This window comes from Proteiniphilum saccharofermentans (assembly GCF_900095135.1).
Classification (GTDB): Bacteria; Bacteroidota; Bacteroidia; order Bacteroidales; family Dysgonomonadaceae; genus Proteiniphilum; species Proteiniphilum saccharofermentans.
Map to the genome: position 1 here is coordinate 2126523 of NZ_LT605205.1, position 25136 is coordinate 2151658.

Here is a 25136-nt window from a genome sequence, read left to right on the forward strand (position 1 = left end):
ATTATGAATAAGTATATGGGAGTAGAAGAAGAGTTTATGGAGTTATCAGAGAAAAAGATTGATGTGACCGCCATTCTGATGAAATATCTGTCTTATTGGAAATGGTTTGTATTTTCCATCGTCTTTTTTCTTGGTATTGCTGCAGCTTATATCTATTTTACATTGCCAAAATACCAGATAACTACTTCCATTCTATTCAAAGACGATCAGAAGGGAGGTACTACCGAACTGAATATGGAACATAATATGGGAGTAGTCTTCAGACGGAATAATGTTGAAAATGAAATAGAGATTCTGAAGATGTCGCCGGTTGGTGAAGAGGTGGTCAGGAAAAACCATTTGTATGCCACCTATATTGAAATGAGTCCTCTGCTTGGCCTGGATAAAATTATCCCCAACTTTCCCAAACGAAAGACTGCGGTACTATATGGAAACGAGTTACCTGTTAAGGTTATGTTATCGGAAGAACAGCTAAACGCCTTGGGTAAAAATGGTATAACGTTCGATCTGATAGCCTATCCCGATGGTAATTATCTGTTTGATGGAAAATTTAACGAGCAAAAGTACCAGGTAAAAGCTTCCAGAAATGCTTCCACTATACAATTACCCTTTGGCCAACTCAAGCTGTCAAAAAGCAAGATGTTGCCGACAGAAGAAAGGTGGATCAGAGTAATTATTCAGCATCCATTAAGTGTTGCCAATGGATTAAAGGGGTCTTTGGATGTAAAACTAACCTCAAGAAACTCTACTGTGGCAAATATCACGATGACTGCCCCCAATAGGGAATTAGGGGTGAATTTCCTCAGAGACTATATTGAAGCTTATAATCAACAGGGGATTAGTGATCAATTAGAATTGGCTGAAAAAACAGCACAGGTAATTGATAAGCATCTTGCCAATCTGAGCAATGAATTAAGTAGTGTGGAAGATCAGGCACAGCAGTTTAGGCAATCACAGGGTCTGACTGATATCTCTTCCCAGGCCAACCTCTATACTTCACAACTGGCTAGTGTTCGCCAGCGAAGAATGGATGTAGAGACACAATTGGGAATTGTCTCAAGCTTGTTAAGTTCTGTGCGGCAAATGAGCGGACACACCCAACTTATTCCGGCTAATACCGGTATTCAAAGTACCGTATTGAACTCCCAGATTACGGCCTACAATGATTTGGTATTGGAGCGAAACAGGCTGTCACGAATTGCCTCCAGTAGCAATCAATCAATGATCAATCTGAATAATCAACTGGCATCCACATTCAGTTCTGTTGTTTCCGGTTTGCAAGGAGAAAAAAATACGCTGGAGATCCAATTGAGGGATATCAATGATGAATATTCTCGTAATAATGCCATGGTCAGGGCTATTCCACGACAGGAAAGGGCATTATCCGATATTAAACGTCAGCAGAATATCAAAGAAGATTTGTTTCTCTATCTGCTTCAGAAGAAAGAAGAACGTTACATGAACATGACGGCTGTACAGCCCAATTCTAAATTGGTGGACAATATACGGGTAGCGGGTGTGGCATGGCCAAAGAAAATAATTATTCTGTTTTTCTTCTTTGTCCTTGGACTGGTATTACCTGTAATAGGCATTTATATAAGAGATTTATTCCGTTTTCAATTGGAGAATAAAGAGGAACTGGAGAAAATATCCTCCATCCCGTTGTTGGGAGAGATACCTAAGACCGTACAGACGGAAACAGTTATGGTGAAACAGGACAATAACGATAGCTTTAACGAAATGTTAAGACTCCTGCGGGCCAACCTTATGTTTGTAGTTGACAGTAAAGATAAAAAAGTGGTCAATATACTGTCGAGTGTTAGCGGTGAAGGTAAATCGTTTGTTTCCGTTAACTTAGGTATGAGTCTGGCACTCCTCGACAAAAAGGTATTATTAGTAGAACTAGATATCAGAAAACCGAAACTGGCCAAACAGTTGGGATTGGATAGCAAGCAGGGTATGACACTCTACCTCTCGGGCTATATGGATAAGGAGGAGCTGATAAAGCCATCGGGGATTCATCCCAACTTATCCGTTATCACTGCCGGATCTGTTCCTCCCAATCCGAATGAATTATTGGCAAAGCCGGCGCTGGATGAATTGATCAGTACTCTCAAAAGTAAATATGATTTTATCATTATTGATACAGCACCTATAGGAATGGTTTCCGACGGCTTTTTACTGAACCGAATTGCTGATGTGAATCTGTTTGTTACCCGTGCCGGTGTCACTCCGAAAAAGTTTGTGGAAGACGCTGACAGGTATTTTAATGAGAACAAACTCAAGAAGATGTATTTCATACTCAATTCTGTTAATTTAAATAAAGCGTCCTACAGGTATGGCCTTTATAAGAAATATGGGTATGGATATGCATAAATTGGCTTACAATTGGCGGATGAAGTAATGTCTTTTTTTTAAAATATACTGTCTTTTTTTGTCCTGTAAATAGTTGATGTTTAACATGTTTTAAAGGAGTTGCAAGATGACATTCAATGAAGCGGAAATTATTCAACTTCCCAAGAATTTTGACAGAAGAGGAAATCTCTCTGTTATTGAACAGAACAATCATATTCCATTCAAAATTGAACGTACTTATTGGATTTATGATGTTCCGGGGGGAGAGGTGAGAGGTGGTCATGCCTACAGAAACAACCAGGAGTTTATTGTGGCATTATCCGGAAGTTTCGAAGTATTGATGGATGACGGTAAATCGAAAAAACTATTCTCCCTGAATCGCTCCTATTATGGATTGTATGTTCCTAAAGGAGTATGGAGACAGATGCAGAATTTTTCCACCAATTCGGTAGCATTGGTTCTGGCATCTACAAAATTCGACTTGTCGGATTATATTTATGATTACAAATCATTTAAAGAAAATCCGCAATGAATAAACCTACTATTTATGATTGCTCTATCATTGAAATAGGTAAGCATCAACACGAAAAAGGTAATATCAGTGTGATTGAAAATGGAAGATCAATCCCGTTCGAGGTCAATCGTGTTTTTTATCTTTACGATATACCCGGAGGTGAGGATCGGGGAGCGCATGCACACAAAGAGTGCCATCAGTTCCTGGTTGCAGTGAGTGGTGCATTCGATATCATCCTCGATGACGGAAAGACAAAACGAACTGTGACACTGAATCGGCCCTATCTTGGGCTACATATCCCGCCCGGTATATGGGCCGGGGAGATCGGATTTTCATCGGGATCGGTATGTCTGGTACTGGCATCGCACTTATATGATGCCGGTGATTATATCAGGGACTATAATCAATTTTTAGCTTACAAGAATGGAGATGATAAAATTTCTTGATATACAAAAAATAACGCAACAATACGCTCCGGAAATCCATGATGCCGTGTCACGTGTGATTGATGCCGGCTGGTATTTGTTAGGAGAAGAGGTGAAGCAGTTCGAGAAAAGCTACGCCGCATATACCGGAACCGATTACTGCGTGGGTGTAGCCAATGGGCTGGATGCCTTGCGGATCATTTTGCGGGCTTACATGGAAATAGGGGTAATGCAACCGGGTGATGAGATCATTGTTCCTGCCAATACCTATATCGCTTCTATTCTTGCTGTTTCTGATAGTGGGTTGGTGCCTGTCCTGGTGGAACCGGATATAACTACCTACCAGATCGACGACCAAAAAATCGAGGCGGCAATTACTTCGAAGACAAAAGGAGTCATGATCGTCCATCTCTACGGACAATGTGCTTATACTGACAAGATCGGTAACCTTTGCAAACAATATGGTTTAAAACTGATTGAAGACAATGCTCAGGCACATGGTTGTAAATTTAACGGGAAGAAAACCGGTGCATTGGGCGATGCTGCAGGACACAGTTTTTATCCCGGTAAAAACCTGGGTGCCCTGGGTGATGCCGGAGCCGTTACCACCAATGATAAAGGACTTGGTGAAGTAGTAAGAACCCTTGCCAACTATGGCTCATCAGTGAAATACCGATTCGATTATCAAGGATATAACAGTCGCCTGGATGAATTGCAAGCTGCCGTGCTGGATGTGAAATTGGCACATCTCGATAGTGAAACAACCCGTAGGAGAGAGGTGGCAGGCTATTATCTGAAGCATATCATCCATCCCGATATTACATTACCGGTAGTCAATGATTGGAATGCACATGTGTTTCATCTGTTTATCATTCGCTCAGCAAAACGAGACGAATTGCAGCACTACCTCCGGGAAAAGGGAATACAGACACTGATCCATTATCCGATCCCACCTCATAAACAAAAAGCATACAGTGCCTGGAATGATTTTTCATTCCCGATTACAGAGAAGATACATGCAGAGGTATTGAGTTTGCCAATTAGTGCGGTGATCACCGATGAAGAAGTAAAAACAATTGTAGATGCTGTTAACGCTTTTTGTTGACGCATTAGTGTAAAAAAAAATGACAGAAAAGAAAGATTCATACCGGCAGATCATGAAGGCTACTTCAGTTTTTGGTGGAGTACAGGTCTTCCAGATATTGATTTCGATAATACGTTCCAAGTTTGTGGCGGTATTATTGGGGCCGACCGGTATGGGGGTTGTGGGACTGCTTACCACTACAACCGGTTTGGTGAATGGACTGACCAATTTTGGACTTGGCACGATCGCCGTCAAAAGTATTTCTGAAGCGACTAACACCGGTGATGAGAAACGCATTTCTACGGTTGTTACTGTTTTACGGCGTATGGTATGGATATCCGGACTGCTCGGTGCGTTGGTTACGTTGGTCTTTTCACCCTGGTTGAGCGAGTTCACCTTCGGAAATAGGGAATACACGCTGCCTTTTATCTGGATCTCCGTTACATTGCTCCTGAATCAATTGACTACGGGGGAATTGGTAACGCTACAGGCATTACGTCGGATACAGCATCTGGCAAAGGCCAATCTGTACGGAAGCCTGGTGGGGTTGTTTGTTACTGTTCCATTGTACTATCTGTTTGGAATGGACGGGATTGTGCCGGTAATTATTATCACGGCATTTGTTACATTCTTTTTCGCATGGTATTTCGCCCGGAAGATCAAGCTGGAGAAAGTAACAGTCTCGGGGGAGAAAACCATTGCTGAGGGGAAAAGTATGATGGGAACCGGTTTTATAATCAGCCTGAGCGGATTGGTTGCCTTGATTACGGGCTATTTGGTCAGGATCTATATCAATCATACCGGTAGTGTGGATGATGTGGGTTTTTATACTGCCGGTTTTACCTTGATCAACACTTATGTGGGAATGATTTTCACGGCGATGGGAACCGATTACTTTCCCGGCTTATCACGAGTAGCTTCGGATAACGGTTTATGCAGGGAGAGTATCAACCAGCAATCCGAAATAGCACTACTCCTTTTGGCTCCTATTCTCATTGTTTTTCTGGTATTTGTGAACTTAGCAGTTTTGATCTTATATTCTTCGGAGTTTTTGGTCATCTCCGGTATGATTTACTGGGCGGCACTGGGGATTTTTTTCAAAGCTGTTAGCTGGGCTATCGCCTTTGTGTTTCTGGCGAAAGGTGAGGGAAAACTGTACTTCTGGAATGAATTGGGAGGAAGTTTGTATATGCTGGTTTTTGGTATTCTTGGTTTTCGCTGGGGAGGATTAGATGGGTTAGGATTTGCATTTATGGTTTCCTATATTGTTTATCTTATACAGGTATTCATCATTGCAAAAGTGAAATATAATTTCTCATTTCATTCTGTTTTTAAAAAGATTTTTACAATACAATTCCTTTTGGCTTTACTCACGTTTGGAGTGGTACACTTTATCGAACGCCCTTATAGTTATTTAATTGGTATATTGCTAATTGCCGTTTCATCGTGGTACTCATTCAGGGAACTGGAAAAAAGGATAGGGATAAAAGAACTCACTCAAAATTTTATACGAAAAATTAAAAGAAAATAAATGCTTATGAAAGTAACGGACAATCCATTGGTATCGGTGATCATTATCACATACAACAGCTCAAGGTATGTAATTGAGGCTCTCGAAAGCGTAAAAGCACAAACCTGGGGAAATCTTGAGTTGATAGTGAGTGATGACGGATCCCGTGATCAAACTGTTCAGCTTTGCGCGGATTGGATAGTGGAAAATAAGGATCGTTTTTCGACGACAAAATTAATTACCGTACCACGTAATACCGGTATTTCGGCTAACTGTAACAGAGGAGTACGTGCATCGGTGGGTGACTGGATCAAAGTAATCTCCGGAGATGATATCCTTATTGATAGTGCAATTGACGATAATCTAACCTATACAAGGCAATTTCCCGAAGCTTCCTTTATAGCCTCGGATGTCAGAGAAATTGATGAAAACGGTGTATTGATCAGGGATAAGGTACTTAACGAAGGGCTGATCCACTTTTCAAGTTTGCCCACGGCCGAAAAACAGATGAAAACCTACTCCCGATGGCCGGTCTTTTTGAATACTCCCACTTTCTTTTGTAAGAGAGAAATGATTGGGAAAGGGATGTTCTTAGATGAGGAATTCAAGATATACGAGGATATGGTCATGGTGATAAGAGCATTGGAAGAGGGGTACAGGTTGCATTATATGGAGAAACCTACAGTAGCCTACAGGGTACATAGCAATGCAACTTCCAGAAGTCCGAAGTTGGATGAGATCAGAAAAAAGGAAGGTTTTAAGGTTTTTAAAAAATATCTGACCCGCCACTTAAGTGTTTTCAATCCATTAGACTTGTCGGGCTATTATGAGAATTGGTTAAGATTCCGATATAAGGGGATAAATGGCTATAACGGTAGACGATTTTTGCGAAAGTTGAGCCTCAATTACTGGTATATGAAAGCCAACGGTGTAAAGCACTATTAACACTGTAAAATGGCTAATATAATTATAGAGGTGGATGTAGTAACATCGAATAATCGGTATAATGTTTAAAGCAATTTTTTTTAAAAAATAAGACCAATGAATAGAGTAAATAAACAGATTATCAGCCATTTTCTCCCGGTTACAATTTTATTGTTAGCGGTCTATTCAGTAGTTCCTTTTCTTAAACAGGGAGTACCAATGGCAGGAGTTTTAGATAATACAACGATTTGGTGGGCTATTTCCTTCCTGATCCTGTTAGCTTTTTTTCTTTCCCGTCGTTATTTCTTCGATAAAAGAAACCAGGACAATATGCTTATTGTATGGATCTATTTGATATGGAATCTCGTTTGCATCATAAGAGGAATGTTTGCTGCTGAAATTTATTGGGACTGGAAAGGTTTAATTGGAAATGCTATGGCGTTAATGTTACCGGTTGTGATATTTGCATCAACCAATAAAATGGTCGTGCAGTCGTTACTTTCATTTTTCATGAAATATGTCTTGCCATTATTTGTGGTGTTCGCAGTGATCGTCAGGACAGATGCTTATGGATTTTACCTGATCCCGGTCAGTTTCCTGATCCTGTTTTTACCGATACTTACCAAGCGACAGAAAATGATTTTGTTGGTTATTACAGTATTTACTATCCTGGTTGATTTGGGAGCCCGGAGTAATGTGATAAAATTCGGTATTCCATTCTTTGTCCTGTTACTTTATTATTTCAGAAAAAGTATTTCTGTGAAGATGATGGAATGGATACGTATTGCATTATTTGTGATTCCTCTCACACTTTTTGGCTTGGGTGTTTCCGGTATATTCAATGTCTTTAATACGGAAGATTATATCAAAGGTGAGTATACAGGTAAAGGTGTTGATGCACAAGGAAACCGTGTTGATGAAGATTTGATGGCAGATACCAGAACCTTTCTCTATGAGGAGGTACTGGAATCTGCGATCCTTAATAACTACTGGCTGTTGGGACGTACTCCTGCACGGGGAAATGACTCTTACACGTTTGGAATACGTGAAGCGGAATTGACCGGGAGATACGAACGGCTTACCAACGAAATCGGACTCGCCAATGTGTTTACCTGGACAGGTATCGTAGGGGTAATTCTTTACTCATTTATCTTTTTCAGGGCGTCGTATCTGGCTGTCAACCGATCCCGGAATATTTATGCAAAGATGCTGGGAATCTATGTAGCATTCCGCTGGCTCTATTCGTGGATAGAAGATGTGAATAGCTTTACGCTTAACTATTTTATGCTGATGGTGATGATAGGACTTTGTTTTTCAGAATCATTCAGGAGTATGTCTGTGAGAGATGTGACGATTTGGGCGCGTGGCATCTTTGATGTCCGGTATGTACGCCTTCAACAATATCTATTTAAAAAGAACAAATATGCAGAAACAGAATATAGCAGTCTTGCTAACGTGCCACAACCGGAAAACTAAGACGATCGACTGTCTTTCCTCCTTCTTTAAGGCAACAATCCCGACGGAATATGAACTCCACATGTTTCTGACGGATGATGGTTCTTCCGATGGAACCGGAGAGGCTGTAAAAGGGCTCTTCCCTCAGGTGAAGGTGCTGAAAGGTGATGGGAACCTTTTCTGGGCAGGAGGAATGCGCCTGGCATGGAAAACTGCTATGGGCGAAAAGTCGTATGATGCTTATTTACTCATCAATGACGATGTGGTATTATATCCTGATTTTTTTGTCCACCTGTTGGAAACCGAGGCCTATTCGCTTGCACAGACAGGAAAGAAGGGAATCTATTCCGGTGCTACAATGGATGATAGCGGTATGGTAAGTTACGGAGCGTCGGTTATTAAAAAAAACCATTTTATAATGACTGCACAGAAACTAGAGCCGGCAAGTCAACCCCAAAGGTGTGAATTCACCAATGCGAATGTGTTATGGATCAGTGGAGATGTGGTGGATAAAATCGGTATATTCTCAGAAAAGTATACCCATGGGATTGCTGACTATGACTATTCCCTGCAAGCGGTTAAAAAGCAAATACCGGTATGGCTGGCTCCCAATGTTTGTGGTGTATGTAATTATGATCACGGAAAAAAATGGAAAGACGGTACTGTCCCATTGAAACAGCGGATTGCCTGGATGAAAAGCCCCAAAGGACTTGCTTATAATGAGTATATGTATTATATCAGGAAGCATTTTCCACTGTATCTGCCTTACTCATTCTTCTTGATGTGGATGAAGGTGTTTTTTCCTTTTATTTGGGATCATTTCAAAAAATAATATCCAAGAGTGCTTGTGAATGATATATATCAAAATGATTGAATTTTATTTTCGGCTATATAAAGAAATATTATGAACCCTGTACAGAATGACATACTTTATCTGCTCCATATTCCACCACCGGTGTATGGCTACTCCATCATAGGAAAGCAAATAAAAGAGAGCACATTGATCAATGCTGCATTCAGGGGAAGATACATCAATCTTATCTTGTCTCGTAAGGTACATGTGCATGGAAAAGCAGGACTTGTAAAAACTATCCGGTTTGTGAAAATATGGTTTCAGTTATTGGGCAAACTGGTTCATCGTAGGCCCGTTCTCTGTTATTATGCATTGACAACTACCGGCTCCTGTTTTCACAAAGATGTATTCCTGACAATTCTATTACGTATTTTTCGGGTAAAAATTGTCTATCATATCCATACTAAAGGAATAAAAGAGGTAAGCGGAAAGAAACTCAATCATCTGCTTTACCGGTTTATTTTCAAAAATACATCTGTAATCCTGCTTTCCGAACATCTATACCACGATATAGAATCATATGTGTCGGAGGATCATGTTTATTATTGCCCAAACGGTATTAAGGATTATGAACCCAGTGCCGCTTTAATAGCCTTACCCGAAAACAGGGCGTTCAATATTCTTTTTTTCTCGAATCTTGTAGAGGATAAAGGCGTGTTCGTATTGGTGGAAGCATGTTCGATCCTGAAGAATAAAGGCTATTCATTTCAGTGTGATTTCGTTGGGGGAGAAGGCGATATCAGTGAAAAGCGATTCAACGAGGTTATACAGGAGAATGGTTTGAAAGATCAGGTGAAATATCTCGGAACACGACATGGGCGGTTGAAAGAGATGGCTTTTGAACAGGCTGATATTTTTGTGTTGCCTTCACGATCTGACTACTTTCCTCTGGTGATTCTGGAAGCCATGCAACATAACCTGCCGGTGATTACTGTTTACGAAGGGGGAATACCGGATATGATAGATGAGGGACGTACAGGTTTTCTGCTATCTTCCTATGATGATGCAGGCACTTTGGCAGACAGGATTGAACGCCTGATGTTTGATCCTGTATTGCGTAAGCAAATGGGAGAAAATGGCAGAACGAAATATGAGGGAAATTTTACGCTCCCTATTTTTGAGCAAAAATTACTAGATATATTACAGGAAGTTATTAATAAATAGAAGAAATGCTTGTAGCAGTATCACAAGAAGAGTACAGAAGACGTTTTACTTCTGATCCGCATATGTTTATATCGGAAACGTTTATCGGTATGGTAGAGAACAAATGTGACAGAGTGGTTAGGTTAATAAAAGAGGATGATTCATCCATGGGATTGATCGCGGGTATAAAGGATGGTGTCCTTAAATCACCTTTTTCTGCTCCTTTCGGTGGATTTCATTATTCGCACGAACATCAGTTTTATTATACGATATCCAATTTTCTTATAGATCTGAAAGAGTATGTCAGAAAAGAAGGATTGGAAGAGGTATCTGTTACATTACCTCCCAACCTTTACCAGACCAATATGAATGCAAAGCTGGTCAATGCATTTATCAAGATTGGATTTACTATGGTCACACCAGATATCTGTAATTGGGCAGACTTAAAGAATTTTGATGGTAAATGGGCCAAGTATGTGGTGGAACAAAATTGCCGCAAGGCAGTAAAGCATGGTCTCTCCTGGTCGATGGTGACCGATAGGGATTCGATGGAAGAAGGGTATAAGGTGATTCTCCGGAACCGTGAGGAGCAAGGACGTAAAATATATATGTCATTGGATGACCTACTGGAAATGAATCGTATTGTGCCTGTAGACTTCTTCTGTGTGAAGGACAGTGACGGCAACGTCTTAGGAGCCGGCGTTTTTTATCGTGGACATGAAAAGATCGTTCAGGGAATCTTTATGGGCGATGATATGGAAAAAAGAAATTTAGGCATTATGAATCTTATGTATAAACATTGTTTCTACCATTACAAAGATATGGGGTTCGATTACATAGATCTGGGTACTTCCAGTTTCGAAGGAGAACCGAATATCGGTCTGATTCGCTTTAAAGAACTTCATAATTGTCTCACATCATTGAGATACACTTTTTCCTGGACTCCTTAACCGGTAGTTATAAGTGTCGTTTACAGTATGTTTGAATGTTTTTAAAAATCACAGAATTATGTTACAGCAATTTGAACTATTCAATGGTCCTTTACAGGAAATAACTTCTTCCAAAAAGTTGATCACCACGTTGAATGCCCATTCGTATAATACGGTTAAAAAAGACCCCGTTTTCCGTGAGGCGCTTCAGGCCAGCGATATATTATTGCCTGACGGCATCAGTGTGGTGCTGGCCACTCGGTTGCTACAAGGTAAAAAAATAAGAAAGATAGCCGGTGACGACATATTCCGTTATGAAATGCAAAGGGTGCATACGGCAGGGGGCAAATGTTTTTTCCTTGGCAGCTCGAAAGCTACCTTGAACCTCATCAAGAAAAGAGCAGAGAAGGAGTTTCCCGGTCTGGAGGTATATAGCTACTCTCCCCCGTATAAACCGGAGTTCACGGAAGAAGAAAACCGGGTCATGATTGACGCGGTGAATCAAGTTGAACCGGATGTACTCTTTGTGGGGATGACTGCACCCAAACAGGAGAAATGGGCATTTGACCATTTCGATCGATTGAATGCCGGCCATATCTGTTGCATTGGAGCCGTATTCGACTTTTATGCAGGTACCGTACAACGTGCACCGGCCTGGATGGTAAACGCCGGAATGGAGTGGTTTTACCGGTTGGTTCGTGAACCCCGCCGTATGTGGAGGAGATATCTGGTGGGAAATACTTTGTTTGTGTCTCAAATTCTGAAGGAAAAATTTAAAAATCCTGCTAAAAATCCACCGTTTACTGCTTTACAATCGCAAATTGTAAAACGAAACGGCACTAAATCATAGAGGGAATTATTCTTTCTATTCGTTGACTCAAAGAGTCCTTTTTTTTAATGTAATTGTATTTTTTTTATAATCACAGCTTATGAAGACAGATCATTCAGGGGTAAGATTCCTCTATCTTCTCTTCGATTTATTACTTTTAAATATATCGGTTTATATGGTATTTTACAATAGCCCGATGTATAATTATATTGATCTTCCGGGAAGAAACCTTTATATCCTGCATGCCAATATTTCTGAATTGTTGGCCTACATTATCTACTCGAACAGAAATTACTTTTTTACGGATAGTTATACTGAAAGAGTGAAAGCTTTCAGCATACGGTTTCTCATCCTTCTTGCCATTCTCTTCCTGTTAGCCGAGATTTTTCTCCCCACAGGATACCACAAGGGATTTCTGGTTGAATATACGGGATTTTTCTTTGTATTCAAGGTCGTTGTTTTTTATCTTATCTACAAAGTGCAGCTGTACAGGTATAAAAACGGGTATGCACACCATAGGGTAGCTATCCTTGGGGTAGGGAACTCGGATTTGGTGTTGGGTAAGTTGCTCAATGATAATCCCTCTTTGGGGTTTAAACTGGCAGGGTATCTTTCAAGTAAAGGACTACAGTCAGATTTTGCTACGTTGGGTAATTTGGACGATTTGCCCTCTCTGTCCGAAAGATACAAATTGAATATGCTTTTTGTAACTGATCCATCCTATTTCACGAAAGAAAACACCAGAGTGTTACTCTCCAAATGTAATGAGACGGGGATGCGGGTAAGGTATGTACTTACAAAAGGATATTGGAGTAACAATAATCGCATGGGCAGAACAAAAGAATCGGCTCGTTATTTTGAAATGTTCAATCCACAAGAGATCCCATTAGACAGTTTGACATTACGTACAGAGAAACGTATTTTTGATATTCTGTTTTCAGCTGCTGTGATTCTATTTATATTCAGTTGGTTATTTCCTATTATGGGCCTATTGATAAAATTAAATTCAAAAGGGCCGGTGTTTTTCAAACAACAAAGAACAGGTATCAACAATAAAACTTTTTGGTGTTATAAATTCAGGACGATGACCGTGAATAGTGAATCCGATAGCAAACAGGCACAAGTGAATGATTCTCGCATCACGTCAATAGGTCACTTTATGAGAAAAACCAATATCGACGAATTACCGCAATTCATTAACGTATTTCTCGGAAACATGTCGGTAGTAGGTCCCCGTCCACACATGTTGAAACATACCGAACAATATTCCGAACTGATCCGCCATTACAAGGTACGCCATTTCGTTAAACCCGGTATCACCGGTTGGGCACAGGTAAACGGATTCAGAGGACTGACGGACGAACTCTGGAAAATGGAAAAAAGGGTGGAGTATGATATGGAGTATCTGGAGAAATGGAATTTTATTTGGGATATAAAAATAATTTTTATGACGCTGTTTGGTAATAAAGCTTACGAAAATGCCGGATAGATATAGGATGAAAGTTGAAAACTAAAAAGTAAGAATTAATAATTTAAAAATTAAATAGGAAATAATATGACAAAAGTAGCGCTGATAACAGGTATTACAGGACAGGACGGATCCTTTCTGGCAGAATTATTAATTGAAAAAGGGTATGAAGTACATGGGATAATACGCCGCTCTTCATCTTTCAATACAGCTCGTATAGAACATCTATATTTTGATGAATGGGTAAGGGATATGCGGCGTGACAGGCTTGTCAATCTGCATTATGCAGATATGACTGATTCCAGTTCATTGATCCGTATCATCCAAACGACAAAACCGGATGAAATTTACAATCTGGCAGCACAAAGCCACGTAAAAGTAAGTTTCGATGTGCCTGAATATACGGCAGAGACGGATGCCGTGGGTACGCTCCGTCTTTTGGAAGCAGTTCGTATTCTTGGGCTGGAGCAAAAAACAAAAATATATCAGGCTTCCACATCGGAACTCTACGGATTAGTCCAAGAGGTACCTCAGAAAGAGACGACACCTTTTTATCCCCGTAGCCCGTATGGAGTGGCAAAACTATATGGTTACTGGATCACAAAAAATTACAGGGAATCATATAATATGTTTGCCGTGAATGGTATCCTCTTTAACCACGAGAGTGAGCGCAGGGGAGAGACCTTTGTCACCAGAAAAATAACGATTGCCGTGGCCCGTATTGCGCTGGGAGAACAGGACAAACTCTATCTCGGTAACTTGAATGCATTAAGAGATTGGGGTTATGCCAAAGACTATGTAGAATGTATGTGGCTGATGCTCCAGCACGATAAACCCGAAGATTTTGTAATTGCTACCGGAGAGATGCACACAGTACGCGAATTTTGTACTCACGCCTTTGCCGAAGCCGGTATCAAACTCCGTTGGGAAGGTGAAGGTATAGATGAAAAAGGAATAGATACTGCCACAGGTAGGATATTGGTAGAGGTAGATCCCAAATATTTCCGTCCTGCTGAAGTAGAACAGCTTCTGGGTGATCCTACTAAGGCCAGGACATTACTGGGGTGGAATCCCCGTAAAACCTCTTTCGAAGAACTGGTCAGATTAATGGTCAGGCACGATATGAAATTTGTAAAAAAACTAAAAATAAAAGAGGCAATCGACAATGAATGAAAATAGCAAAATATACATTGCCGGACACAATGGTTTGGTAGGATCTGCTATCTGGAAAAATCTGTTATCGAAAGGGTACACCAACCTTGTCGGCCGCTCTCACAGCGAGTTAGATTTAATGGATGGTGTTACTGTCAAAAGATTTTTCGACGAAGAGAAACCGGATTATGTGATCCTGGCAGCGGCTTATGTGGGAGGAATTGTCGCGAATAATACCTTTCGTGCCGATTTTATCTATCGTAACCTTCAGATACAGAACAATGTGATAGGGGAAAGCTACCGGCACAGAGTGCAGAAGTTGTTATTCCTGGGAAGCAGTTGCATCTATCCGAAAGAGGCTCCACAACCTATCCGAGAGGAAGACCTGCTTACTTCACCGCTTGAATATACCAATGAACCTTATGCAATTGCCAAAATTGCCGGGCTTAAAATGTGTGAAAGCTTCAATATTCAGTATGGCACTAATTATATAGCCGTAATGCCTACCAACTTGTATGGTCCTAATGATAATTTCGATCTGGAAAAAAGCCATGTGCTTCCGGCATTAATACGAAAAATGCATCTGGCCAAATGTATGAAAGAGAATAACTGGAGCGGCATACAAAAAGACCTCAGGCGAAGATCCCTCGATGGGATTGACGGACAAAGCACTATGGACGATTTTGTCTTTACGCTCAATAAGATCGGGATATTTTCAAACCATCTGGAGCTATGGGGTACGGGTAAACCTATGAGAGAGTTCCTGTGGAGTGAAGATCTGGCTGATGCTTGTGTCTTTATCATGGAGAATGTGAACTTCAGCGACTTGAGAGGAAATAAGGAAGATATCCGTAATTGCCATATCAATATAGGAACCGGTAAAGAGGTCAGTATAAAAGAATTGGCTTTTCTGACTGCCGATATTGTGGGGTATACCGGAAAAATTAAGTTCAATCCTTCTAAGCCCGATGGAACAATGAGAAAATTGACAGATGTTTCCAAACTGGAATCATTGGGTTGGAAATACAAGGTGGAACTCGAAGTGGGAATCCGACGGATGTACCACTGGTATCTTTCAGATCAGGAGGAAAATGCATAGAATCACTGTAATCCTATTAACATCGCGTGAAACGTACAATGAGAGAACAGCTTAAAACAACAATAAATTTATATGTATGATAAAAGAAAATAAAATTATCCCGGCTCCTTCGCAAAGAATGACGGTTATAGACGCTTTAAGAGGTTTTGCGTTATTAGGAGTAATTCTTATGCATATGCTGGATCATTTCGGTTATACCACCGGCAATGTGTCGGATACCGCTTTTCCCACTAGGTGGGACGGTATCGTTCAATGGTTCACCAATACGATGATCCGGGGTAAATTTATAAGTATCTTCTCTTTCCTCTTTGGCCTCAGTTTTTATATTCAAATGGATAGGGCATCGAAGAAAGGTATTGATTTTCGTAAACGTTTTTTATGGCGGATGTTATTACTCTTTTTAATTGGTTTGGTCGGCACTGGTTTTGCTTACGTTGATATCCTTACAATTTACGCAGTTTTTGGCGTGGTGCTGGTATTCCTGTTTCCGTTGAAAAATTGGATCCTGATGGTTTTGGTATGTTTGCTGTTAACAGGTGTTCCAAATTGGTTTATAGTCGGTTTTGACAATATACGATTTGATAATGTAATCATTGAACAGCCTTCAGTGACAGTTCCCGGAGATATAGCAGAACGACCGGCCGGGAACAACTCTCCCGAAAGTAGTACATTCTTTCAATCTGCTAAGGAAAACCTGACTGTTAAAACACTGGATAAACTGAAATTTCAATTTATGTATAGTAATACAGGATATATGATCCTGGCATTATTTATCATGGGATTTATTGTAGGACGGCTTCATTTTTTTGAGCATGTACATACCAGAAAGAAAAAAAATGTCCGGCTGTTTTTTTTCTTTCTGCTGGGTAGTTTTGTCATTTTAATGACAATCAAGTTAATGCCGGATGTGCCATCCAATTTGTTAAGGTCAGGAGTTGAGGGGGGCAAAATTCCGATTAATACACTTCTAATCTTGGCTCTGAGTACAATCAGCACTGTCACCCTGTCAGGAACATTGGCTATGGGATTTATAACTCTTTACCAAGTAGCCGGTATCAGGAAATATTTGAATTTGCTTACTCCATATGGCCGTATGGGACTAACCAATTATGAAATGCAAAATATAACAGGTGCAATTCTTTTTTCGGCATGGGGCTTTGGATCGGTATTCGGTAATATGGGAGCAACAGTGCTTTTCGTCTTGGGACTGGTAATATATACATTGCAGGTTATCATCAGCCGGTACTGGATCAAAAGGTTTATATATGGTCCCCTTGAATGGCTTTGGCGTTCAGGAACCTATCTGAAATGGCAGCCATTTAAAAGAGAGCAACAGCGTTAATTCATATTTGCTATAAAAAATAAATATATTATGGAATACAGGAGAATTATTGATGTGGATATCAGAGAATTTGATCGTAGGACTTTTGAAAAGTCTTTGGAATGGTTGAGTGATCCGGAAATCAGGGCACTTACTCTGACCCCCGAATCAGACCGTGAATCGAAGGAAAAATGGTTTGAGGGTCTCAAGGATAGAGAGGATTATTATATTCGTTCTGTCTGGCGTGATGAAGAACCGATTGGGGTATTAGGTATTAAGCATATCACTAATTCAGATGGTGAGGCATGGGCCTATATTGGAGAAAAGAAGTATTGGGGAAAGGCAATTGGCATGGAAATGTTTCAATATCTGATCGATTATGCCATATCAATAAATTTACAGTCTCTATACATTAAATTTATTAAATCAAATCATTTTTCTTATAAGATAGGTAAAAGATTCGGGTTTGAAGTAGAAGAGGACAAATCGAATGGTGATTTGATAACCATGCGACGCTTTTTATAAAGAAATATAAATGACAATCTGAATAATTGATTGATAATCATTAAAATAAAAAGAAATTATTAAAAATATTTTATGATAACGATAAAGTTTTTCGCAGATATAGCACCTCATTATAGGAGACCGATATGGAATATTTTGATCAACAATCCCGATTGGGATATGCATTTTTTCTTTGGAGATAGTGAGAATGGGGTTGAAGCAATCGATTTTGAAAAGGAAGGATTTTTATTGAACAAACATCGACTGCATAAAGTGAAAAATTATTGGTGGAAAAAGGAAACGCTACTTTGGCAGACAAAAGTTATACGCGAATGCTGTGGCCCTAAATTTGATTACGCCATTTTCACGTCGGAAATGTCTCGACCATCTACCTGGATATCTGCTGCGATATGTCGGCTTCGTGGGATCAAAGTCTTTTTCTGGGCACATGGATTGTATGGACGTGAGAAAGGATTCAAGTTGAGGTTGAAAAAGATTTTTTTTCGACTTGGACACAAGATTCTACTTTACGAAAGACGATCGAAAAAATTCCATATACAACATGGATTTAAACCGGATAATTTATATGTCGTTTTCAATTCGCTGGACTACGATGCCCATAAATTGTTGAATCAGAAACTTAAAGGGTTGGAAAAGAATGAGGTATTTCCTTTTTTTAGGAATCCATCTTTGCCTGTTGTCATTTTTATTGGAAGGTTGACCAAAGTGAAAAAATTGGATATGCTGTTGAAAGCTATCAATCAGATAAATAATAAGGAACCTAAGGCTAATCTTGTAGTAATGGGAGACGGTCCCGAAAGAGAGATACTGGAGGAGATGGGAAAAATAGGGCTGGAGGAAAAATGGCTGTACTTTACAGGTGCATGCTACGATGAAGAGGTGATAGGTAAATTTCTATCCATGTCCGACCTGTGTGTATCTCCCGGAAATGTAGGATTAACGGGGATTCATTCTCTGAGTTTTGGCACACCTGTGGGTACACACGATAATATGGTGAATCAAATGCCTGAAGCCGAAGCCATAGAAGATGGATATAATGGTTTCTTCTTTAAGGAAAACGACGTGAATGATCTCAGAGTTAAAATTGAGAAATGGATAAATAATATGGATAGGAACCTATTAAGAGAAAGATCGCACGAAATAATCGATAAGTATTATAACCCTTATTATCAGCTGACTGTATTCGAAAGAGTATTTGCAGGAGAAAAGCCTGAGTTGTAAAAAATATATTAAAAATATACCATTGTTTAATATTATTAAATAAAAAGTGAAGTAATCATATGAAAATAGCTATTATTGGTACGGGGTATGTGGGACTTGTTTCCGGAGCGTGTTTTGCAGAGATGGGAGTAGATGTAACTTGTGTGGACATTGACTCAAAAAAAATAGAGGATTTGAAACAGGGAATTATTCCTATCTACGAGCCAGGATTAAAAAACATTGTTATTCGTAATACTGAAGCTAATCGTTTACATTTTACCACGGATCTGGCCTCGGTAATAAACGATATGGAAATAGTTTTTATCGCCGTCGGTACTCCCTCTGATGAAAAAGGAACAGCCGATCTATCTTATGTGATGACTGTGGCCGAGAATATCGCCGACAACATGACAAAACCACTGCTGATTGTTACCAAAAGTACTGTTCCGGTAGGCACTTCATTTCGTATAAAGGAGTTGGTGAGAAACCGTCTCGATAGCCGTGGAATGCAGAATTTGAAGTTTGATGTAGCATCCAATCCCGAATTTCTGAAAGAAGGTGCTGCAGTTAACGATTTTATGAGTCCCGACCGCGTGGTAGTAGGTGTAGAATCCGAGAGGGCAGAAGAATTGATGACACGTCTTTACCGTCCGTTTGTAATAAATAATTTCAGGGTGATTTTCATGGATATTTTATCATCCGAAATGACGAAATATGCTGCGAATGCCATGCTTGCTACCCGTATCAGTTTTATGAATGATGTAGCCAATCTTTGTGAATTGGTAGGGGCAGATGTCAATATGGTACGTCGTGGAATAGGAAGTGATACCCGTATCGGCCGTAGTTTCCTCTATCCCGGATGCGGATATGGTGGTAGCTGCTTTCCGAAAGATGTCCGGGCATTTATAAAGGTAGGAGAAGCTTTTGGCTACGAAATGAAACTTTTAAAAGCAGTAGAGGTAGTCAATAATAACCAGAAAAATATTCTTTTCCGGAAATTCAGTCAATATTTTAATGAGGATATAAAGAATAAAACCGTTGCTGTATGGGGATTGTCATTTAAACCTGAAACCGACGACATGCGTGAAGCGCCTTCACTCACACTTATAGACAGCCTGCTGAAGGCCAGTGTAACGGTAAGAGCTTATGACCCTGCCGCGATGAACGAGGCTCGTAAATACCTGAATAATGGAATTTATTATGCTACCGATATTTATGATGCAGTACAGGGGGCTCACGCCCTCATTATTCCTACTGAGTGGAAAGAATTTCGTCTGCCAGATTGGAATAGATTGAAAAAAAGTATGGATGATTACTTAGTGGTTGACGGACGTAATATCTATAATAAAGAAGAATTGGCATCTCACGGTTTTACATATAGTGGGATAGGATAACAAGAGGCTTTGGAACTATTTTTCCTTTCCGAAAACATCGCCGTACGGATTATTGATTCAATATTAAACGAAAACTTATCAAACAATAAAGAAATGAAAAAATTAAATATCCTCATCAATGCTTATGCTTGTTCTCCAATGAGAGGTAGTGAACCCGGCACAGGATGGAATATGTGTGCACATTTAGCGAAACATTGCAGCGTGCATATCATAACAGAAGGTGAATTTCGGGATGAAATAGAAGCTGCTCTTGTCACTTTGCCACAAAGGGATAATATGCATTTTTATTATAATCCGGTTTCGGAGAGAGTCAGAAAGATGGCTTGGAATCAGGGTGATTGGAGATTCTATACCCATTATAAAAAATGGCAGAAGAAAACATTGGAAATTGCAAAACTGATTATTGCCGATCAGAAAATAGATATCCTACACCAACTCAATATGATTGGTTACAGAGAACCGGGTAATCTGTGGGAAATAGAGGACATTCCTTTTGTTTGGGGACCCATCGGAGGCCTGAAACAATTTCCGGCAGCTTATCTTCAGGGTGCAGATTTAAAATTGCAACTTTTTAATCGTCTCAAAAACAGTATAAATCTATTACAGTTAAAGTATGATTATCGAGTCAATCAGGCGTTTAAAAGAGCAAGTTTGCTAATGAGTTCAATCCCTGTTTCATACGAAGCAATAAAAAAATACAAGAAAAGAGAGTCTGTGCTGCTTTCCGAAACAGGATTATTTGTAAAGAGCGATGTGCCAATGGAAAGATTCTATAACGACGACTTTCATGTGATGTGGGTAGGAAAATTCGATTTTCGTAAACAATTACCATTGGCTTTAAAGGCATTGGCAGCTACAAACAATAAACAAATTATTTTAGATGTGTATGGTCAGGGGAACGAAGCGCAGGAAAAAGAAGCAAAACAGCTCGCAGCTGATTTGAAAATTTCTGACCAAATAGTGTGGCATGGTAACAGACCCCTCGCAGAGGTGCATCAAGCAATGCGTGAAGCACAACTTTTTTTCTTTACAAGCGTAAATGAAGATAACCCTAACGTTGTATTGGAGGCTCTAAGTAATCGACTTCCTATATTGTGCTTCGATACCTGTGGCTTTGGAGCTACAGTCAATGAAAAAGTCGGTCGTAAAATTCCGCTTACAAATCCTAAAAGATCGATTATTGATTTTGCTGAACATTTAAATATGTTTTATGAGAACCGGCCATTGCTGGGAGAATTATCGCTGAATTGTAAGTTACTTCAGGAACAGCTCTCATGGGACGAGAAAGCAAAAAAAGTGGTAGATTTATACCATAAGGTATTGTCTGATTTTGTCCCAGTCGAGAAAGGCAAAAGATAATTTATAACGAGATTTTGAATAATATAATGAGGAAGAATTATATAGACATTCTAAAAGGAATTGGTATTTTTTTCGTAGTGCTTGGACACGTAACACGAATACCTGAGTTACGTGTCTTTATCTGGAATTTTCACATGCCATTGTTTTTTTTGATATCGGGTTTTCTTTATAATCCTGATAAATATCCTGACTTTAAAGGATTCTTCAAATCAAAATTTAAGTCTATTTATATACCTTATGTGCTGTTTTTTCTAGTGACTTTTTTATATTGGGTGGTTATAGAAAGAAGATTTAGAGGTGGTGAATATAGTATTTTTCACCAATTTATTGGACTATTTTACGGAACTTTAGAGGGAAATCACTTATATTTTAATGGGCCATTGTGGTTTTTACCTTGTTTGTTTGCAACAGAATTGATATTTTATTATATCTCAAAGATTAAAAACAAAATAGGAATATTATCAGTCTTAATCATATCTTTCACAATAGGCACTTTAGTACAACTATATAATCTTAATGTTTTCCCTTTTGGATTGCATACAGCCTTTTTTGGTTTAGTTTTTTATGGAATAGGGTTTATCTCAAAAGAACAGGAAAGTAGCTTTACGAATCTTGCATTGGTTTTTAAACTCTTACTATTAGTTGGGTGTATGTACGTTCAAATTATGGCTGTTCAAAATGGATACAGAGGTGATATTGAGACGTCTCCCATTTATTTTATTCCAATAGCATTATGTGGTATTCTGTTCTGGGCTGTATTGTCAAAACTGATTAATAAGAATAGAACTCTTGAATATATTGGTGTTAATTCGTTGATCATTATGAGTGTACACGAGCCAATATATCGGTTTCTAATTGGCGGGTTTAGTAAGTTATCAGGTATAGAAGTCAATATAATAAGAACAAATTTGACTTATTCTATTTTAATTTCAATTACCTGTATAATAGCCATTATTCCAATAATATACGTATACAATAAATATGTGAGAAAGAGAATAAACACTTTATCTTTATTTTAATCCATTTAAAGTATATCATTCCGAACTCCATGGCGATTGTTGTAAAACCTCATTAATAATATAGCCTTTATGGGAGCCAAAAATACTTCGTATATCTGTTCCGGAGACCCAATAGCTCTAATTCGTAGGTGTCTATTCTTCCGAAAATATCTTGTCACTATAAGAACTCCAGCCTGGAGCTTGTTTGTAAGTATTAACAGACTCAGCAGGGACATAAATTTTTAGATTGGTACCACCTATTCCACCATCCATTTGTGGAATCGATGTAAAATAAACTGGAGATTTTGTTTTGAAAAAATGGGTGAAGATATGATCATTCAGTGTCAATTATAAGAGACCGGTCGGCAATTAACTACCAATCTCTTCTTTATTTTCGTTTTTCTCTTTCGTCCTTGGCAGGATCAGGTTTAGAATCACTCCTATTAGTGCTGACAGGCCGATCCCTGTCATGCTGATATTTCCTACCTGTAACACAGCGCCTCCGATACCTGTAGTCAGGGTGAGCGATACGATGATCAGGTTACGGGTGTTGCTCATGTCGGTTTTATTCCGGATCATGTTATTCACACCCGTGGCTGCAATCATGCCGAAGAGTAACAGCATAATACCGCCGAGTACGGAACCCGGTATTGATTTTAAAAATGCGCTTACTTTAGCCACCAGTGAGAAAACAATCCCGGTAACCGCTGCGATACGGATCACTGCCGGATCGGTCACTTTGGTAAGGATCATGGCTCCGGTCACTTCTGAGTAGGTGGTTACGGGAGGTCCCCCAATAAATCCTGATACACAACAGGCGATACCATCACCAAACATGGAGCGATGCAACCCCGGTTTTTTTACGAAATTTTTTCCGGCGACCTGGCTTACAGCATACATATCACCCACATGTTCAATCACCGGCGCAATGGCTACCGGGATCATAAAGAGGATGGCTCCCCAGGAGAATTCCGGTTTGACAAACTGGGGCAACCCGATCCATGGTGCTGTAGCAATACCTGAAAAATCAACCCTTCCCAGCAGCATGGCAGCAATATAACCGACGATAATTCCGCTGAAGATAGGGATCAGTTGCAATAAACCTTTGGCAAACATGCTTACTACGATGGCTGTCACTAAGGCGATAATAGCCAGCAACCAGTCCTCCTTCGCCATATCTACCCCCACACCAGCCAAAGAAAGGCCAATCAGCATGATCACCGGTCCAATAACTACCGGCGGGAAAAGACGTTCGATCACTCTTACTCCCTGCCATTTAACCAACGCGCTCATCAGGAAATAGACAAGGCCGACAGCCACCAAGCCTGAGAGCGTTCCGGCCAGGCCATACAACTCTGTAGCCTTTATAATGGGGGCGATAAAAGCAAAACTACTGCCCAAAAAAATAGGGACCATCCCTTTCGTAACCAAATGAAAGATAAGAGTCCCTACGCCTGCGGTAAACAGTGCTGTGGAAGGATCAAGTCCTACTAATAACGGAACCAGTACCGTGGCACCAAACGCCACAAAAAGGAATTGAACCCCCACTATGGTCTTATAGGTGGGGCTGAGTTGCTTGTTGTTCTCCATTGAATTGGGTGAAAATTAATTTTTGCGTGCAAAGATAAAAGGTTTTAGCAAATATTTAAAAAAATTAGACTTCAATATTGCTCATAAACTGTTTTATAATTGAATGACAAACCTTCGACCAATAATTTTCAGATATTCATTCGTACATGTTATTGATATCATTTTGGGCCAACTCCAATAATACGGCAGCAACTTTCTCGGTAATTGTTTCAAAAAATCGTTTCCCTTTGTCTGCAGTCGACGCTTTAGGATCGCCAATACCGGTATCTTCCGTCACTTGCGACCAACGTCGTTCTGCCCAGAACCAACCTTGTCTTAAGGCTTCGATCTTATGTTTTTTCTCTTTTCCTTCGCCTGCCTCGTCCAATGGGAGTACTAATTCCGGCCTGAGATGCAGCAACAGGCTGGTCTCCATCTCATCGGCATGGTCACCTTTGTGTTCAAAGAAATCGTCTCTCCCTTTCCATTGAAACCAATTGCATACGCAGATAAACATCTCCGGATATTTCGCCCCCAGTTCACGTGCCATAATCCTGAAATCATTACCTCCGTGACTATTGAGAATAACCAACTTTTTAATACCATGCCGGTTGAGATTTTCCACAATGTCATTCAGGATGATCAACTGTGTGCTCGGATAAATATTCATATCGAGCCGGATATCCAACTGTCCGGTATTCACTCCGAAAGGTATATTGGGCAGTACGACCGGTCTTCCGCCTTTTTCCCATGCAATCCGGGCTGCTTCGGCTGCGATGTTTTCCGCCAGAATATTGTCCGTGGCGTAAGGTAAATGGTAGTTGTGTGCCTCGGTAGCGCCCCACGGCAATACCGCCAGGTCAAAACCGGCATCCTTGACCGATTTCCAGTTCGATTCCGCTAAAATATAAGGTCTGATCATCTTTTGTTGTTTTTATAAATGATTGGACTTCCGTATGTTTATCCGTCGAAATATATGCAACTGATGAAACTTGAATAAATGAATAAAAGCAAAAGTAGATGAAAATCG

Annotated in this window: 22 protein-coding genes; 20 read left to right on the forward strand and 2 right to left on the reverse strand. The window is 39.9% G+C overall.

Features of this window, described 5'->3' with window-relative positions; all coding sequences use genetic code 11:
* Positions 1–3: 3 nt before the first annotated feature.
* The 20 genes from PSM36_RS08315 to PSM36_RS08410 all read left to right on the forward strand — a co-directional run bounded on the left by PSM36_RS08315 (position 4) and on the right by PSM36_RS08410 (position 22558).
* Positions 4–2376 carry a GumC family protein gene (locus PSM36_RS08315; RefSeq protein ID WP_076930523.1) on the forward strand — a complete coding sequence of 791 codons (2373 nt, stop codon included), beginning with the start codon at positions 4–6 and terminating at the stop codon, positions 2374–2376.
* Between the two features lie 106 nt (positions 2377–2482).
* Complete coding sequence (locus PSM36_RS08320; RefSeq protein ID WP_076930524.1) at positions 2483–2887, forward strand: sugar 3,4-ketoisomerase; 405 nt, start codon at positions 2483–2485, stop codon at positions 2885–2887.
* Positions 2884–3315: a sugar 3,4-ketoisomerase gene (locus PSM36_RS08325; RefSeq protein ID WP_076930525.1), complete on the forward strand. Its 432-nt coding sequence runs from the start codon at positions 2884–2886 to the stop codon at positions 3313–3315. The genes PSM36_RS08320 and PSM36_RS08325 overlap by 4 nt, the downstream gene beginning before the upstream one ends.
* Complete coding sequence (locus PSM36_RS08330) at positions 3299–4399, forward strand: DegT/DnrJ/EryC1/StrS family aminotransferase (RefSeq protein WP_076930526.1); 1101 nt, start codon at positions 3299–3301, stop codon at positions 4397–4399. The genes PSM36_RS08325 and PSM36_RS08330 overlap by 17 nt, the downstream gene beginning before the upstream one ends.
* A 19-nt stretch (positions 4400–4418) precedes the next feature.
* The gene (locus PSM36_RS08335) at positions 4419–5909 is read left to right on the forward strand and encodes an O-antigen translocase (RefSeq protein WP_076930527.1); all 1491 of its coding nucleotides are present in this window, start codon (positions 4419–4421) and stop codon (positions 5907–5909) included.
* Positions 5910–5915: 6 nt separating this feature from the next.
* Positions 5916–6833, forward strand: a complete 918-nt coding sequence (locus PSM36_RS08340) for a glycosyltransferase (RefSeq protein WP_161947559.1) — start codon at positions 5916–5918, stop codon at positions 6831–6833.
* Positions 6834–6929: 96 nt separating this feature from the next.
* On the forward strand, positions 6930–8288 hold the full coding sequence (locus PSM36_RS08345; protein WP_076930529.1) for a hypothetical protein: 1359 nt from the start codon (positions 6930–6932) through the stop codon (positions 8286–8288).
* The gene (locus PSM36_RS08350; RefSeq protein WP_076930530.1) at positions 8236–9099 is read left to right on the forward strand and encodes a glycosyltransferase family 2 protein; all 864 of its coding nucleotides are present in this window, start codon (positions 8236–8238) and stop codon (positions 9097–9099) included. The genes PSM36_RS08345 and PSM36_RS08350 overlap by 53 nt, the downstream gene beginning before the upstream one ends.
* Positions 9100–9171: 72 nt before the next feature.
* Entirely contained in the window at positions 9172–10284 is a 1113-nt protein-coding gene (locus PSM36_RS08355) for a glycosyltransferase family 4 protein (RefSeq protein ID WP_076930531.1), read from the forward strand.
* A gap of 5 nt (positions 10285–10289) precedes the next feature.
* Positions 10290–11213, forward strand: coding sequence for a hypothetical protein (locus PSM36_RS08360; protein ID WP_076930532.1), 924 nt, complete (start codon positions 10290–10292; stop codon positions 11211–11213).
* A 58-nt stretch (positions 11214–11271) separates the two neighbouring features.
* Positions 11272–12042, forward strand: coding sequence for a WecB/TagA/CpsF family glycosyltransferase (locus PSM36_RS08365; RefSeq protein ID WP_076930533.1), 771 nt, complete (start codon positions 11272–11274; stop codon positions 12040–12042).
* Between the two features lie 79 nt (positions 12043–12121).
* On the forward strand, positions 12122–13510 hold the full coding sequence (locus tag PSM36_RS08370) for an exopolysaccharide biosynthesis polyprenyl glycosylphosphotransferase (RefSeq protein ID WP_076930534.1): 1389 nt from the start codon (positions 12122–12124) through the stop codon (positions 13508–13510).
* 66 nt (positions 13511–13576) lie between these two features.
* Positions 13577–14662 (forward strand): GDP-mannose 4,6-dehydratase, encoded by a 1086-nt coding sequence (gene gmd / locus PSM36_RS08375; RefSeq protein ID WP_076930535.1) that lies wholly within the window; start codon positions 13577–13579, stop codon positions 14660–14662.
* Positions 14655–15740: a GDP-L-fucose synthase family protein gene (locus PSM36_RS08380; protein ID WP_076930536.1), complete on the forward strand. Its 1086-nt coding sequence runs from the start codon at positions 14655–14657 to the stop codon at positions 15738–15740. The genes gmd and PSM36_RS08380 overlap by 8 nt, the downstream gene beginning before the upstream one ends.
* 76 nt (positions 15741–15816) lie before the next feature.
* Positions 15817–17082 carry a DUF418 domain-containing protein gene (locus PSM36_RS08385; protein WP_154670989.1) on the forward strand — a complete coding sequence of 422 codons (1266 nt, stop codon included), beginning with the start codon at positions 15817–15819 and terminating at the stop codon, positions 17080–17082.
* A 30-nt stretch (positions 17083–17112) separates the two neighbouring features.
* Positions 17113–17586: a GNAT family N-acetyltransferase gene (locus tag PSM36_RS08390; protein WP_076930537.1), complete on the forward strand. Its 474-nt coding sequence runs from the start codon at positions 17113–17115 to the stop codon at positions 17584–17586.
* Positions 17587–17658: 72 nt separating this feature from the next.
* Positions 17659–18807, forward strand: a complete 1149-nt coding sequence (locus tag PSM36_RS08395) for a glycosyltransferase (protein ID WP_076930538.1) — start codon at positions 17659–17661, stop codon at positions 18805–18807.
* 59 nt (positions 18808–18866) lie between these two features.
* Entirely contained in the window at positions 18867–20180 is a 1314-nt protein-coding gene (locus PSM36_RS08400; RefSeq protein WP_076930539.1) for a UDP-glucose dehydrogenase family protein, read from the forward strand.
* 93 nt (positions 20181–20273) lie between these two features.
* On the forward strand, positions 20274–21539 hold the full coding sequence (locus tag PSM36_RS08405) for a glycosyltransferase family 4 protein (RefSeq protein WP_076930540.1): 1266 nt from the start codon (positions 20274–20276) through the stop codon (positions 21537–21539).
* 26 nt (positions 21540–21565) lie between these two features.
* Positions 21566–22558 (forward strand): acyltransferase family protein, encoded by a 993-nt coding sequence (locus PSM36_RS08410; protein WP_076930541.1) that lies wholly within the window; start codon positions 21566–21568, stop codon positions 22556–22558.
* Between the two features lie 348 nt (positions 22559–22906).
* Here PSM36_RS08410 and PSM36_RS08420 read toward each other — a convergent pair whose 3' ends face one another.
* Both PSM36_RS08420 and PSM36_RS08425 read right to left on the reverse strand, forming a co-directional pair.
* The gene (locus PSM36_RS08420; RefSeq protein ID WP_076930543.1) at positions 22907–24127 is read right to left on the reverse strand and encodes a uracil-xanthine permease family protein; all 1221 of its coding nucleotides are present in this window, start codon (positions 24125–24127) and stop codon (positions 22907–22909) included.
* A gap of 136 nt (positions 24128–24263) precedes the next feature.
* Complete coding sequence (locus tag PSM36_RS08425; protein WP_076930544.1) at positions 24264–25028, reverse strand: creatininase family protein; 765 nt, start codon at positions 25026–25028, stop codon at positions 24264–24266.
* Between the last annotated feature and the right edge of the window lie 108 nt (positions 25029–25136).

Excerpts from the sequence above, each read along its gene's own strand:
- PSM36_RS08380 (WP_076930536.1), top strand. The coding sequence starts at position 14,655 with ATGAATGAAAATAGCAAAATATACATTGCCGGACACAATGGTTTGGTA.
- PSM36_RS08345 (WP_076930529.1), top strand. The coding sequence starts at position 6,930 with ATGAATAGAGTAAATAAACAGATTATCAGCCATTTTCTCCCGGTTACA.
- PSM36_RS08325 (WP_076930525.1), top strand. The coding sequence starts at position 2,884 with ATGAATAAACCTACTATTTATGATTGCTCTATCATTGAAATAGGTAAG.
- PSM36_RS08365 (WP_076930533.1), top strand. The coding sequence starts at position 11,272 with ATGTTACAGCAATTTGAACTATTCAATGGTCCTTTACAGGAAATAACT.
- PSM36_RS08395 (WP_076930538.1), top strand. The coding sequence starts at position 17,659 with ATGATAACGATAAAGTTTTTCGCAGATATAGCACCTCATTATAGGAGA.
- PSM36_RS08370 (WP_076930534.1), top strand. The coding sequence starts at position 12,122 with ATGAAGACAGATCATTCAGGGGTAAGATTCCTCTATCTTCTCTTCGAT.
- PSM36_RS08420 (WP_076930543.1), bottom strand. The coding sequence starts at position 24,127 with ATGGAGAACAACAAGCAACTCAGCCCCACCTATAAGACCATAGTGGGG.
- PSM36_RS08405 (WP_076930540.1), top strand. The coding sequence starts at position 20,274 with ATGAAAAAATTAAATATCCTCATCAATGCTTATGCTTGTTCTCCAATG.
- PSM36_RS08425 (WP_076930544.1), bottom strand. The coding sequence starts at position 25,028 with ATGATCAGACCTTATATTTTAGCGGAATCGAACTGGAAATCGGTCAAG.
- PSM36_RS08385 (WP_154670989.1), top strand. The coding sequence starts at position 15,817 with ATGATAAAAGAAAATAAAATTATCCCGGCTCCTTCGCAAAGAATGACG.
- PSM36_RS08350 (WP_076930530.1), top strand. The coding sequence starts at position 8,236 with ATGCAGAAACAGAATATAGCAGTCTTGCTAACGTGCCACAACCGGAAA.
- PSM36_RS08330 (WP_076930526.1), top strand. The coding sequence starts at position 3,299 with ATGATAAAATTTCTTGATATACAAAAAATAACGCAACAATACGCTCCG.
- PSM36_RS08315 (WP_076930523.1), top strand. The coding sequence starts at position 4 with ATGAATAAGTATATGGGAGTAGAAGAAGAGTTTATGGAGTTATCAGAG.
- PSM36_RS08400 (WP_076930539.1), top strand. The coding sequence starts at position 18,867 with ATGAAAATAGCTATTATTGGTACGGGGTATGTGGGACTTGTTTCCGGA.
- PSM36_RS08355 (WP_076930531.1), top strand. The coding sequence starts at position 9,172 with ATGAACCCTGTACAGAATGACATACTTTATCTGCTCCATATTCCACCA.
- PSM36_RS08335 (WP_076930527.1), top strand. The coding sequence starts at position 4,419 with ATGACAGAAAAGAAAGATTCATACCGGCAGATCATGAAGGCTACTTCA.
- PSM36_RS08340 (WP_161947559.1), top strand. The coding sequence starts at position 5,916 with ATGAAAGTAACGGACAATCCATTGGTATCGGTGATCATTATCACATAC.
- PSM36_RS08320 (WP_076930524.1), top strand. The coding sequence starts at position 2,483 with ATGACATTCAATGAAGCGGAAATTATTCAACTTCCCAAGAATTTTGAC.
- PSM36_RS08360 (WP_076930532.1), top strand. The coding sequence starts at position 10,290 with ATGCTTGTAGCAGTATCACAAGAAGAGTACAGAAGACGTTTTACTTCT.
- gmd (WP_076930535.1), top strand. The coding sequence starts at position 13,577 with ATGACAAAAGTAGCGCTGATAACAGGTATTACAGGACAGGACGGATCC.
- PSM36_RS08390 (WP_076930537.1), top strand. The coding sequence starts at position 17,113 with ATGGAATACAGGAGAATTATTGATGTGGATATCAGAGAATTTGATCGT.
- PSM36_RS08410 (WP_076930541.1), top strand. The coding sequence starts at position 21,566 with ATGAGGAAGAATTATATAGACATTCTAAAAGGAATTGGTATTTTTTTC.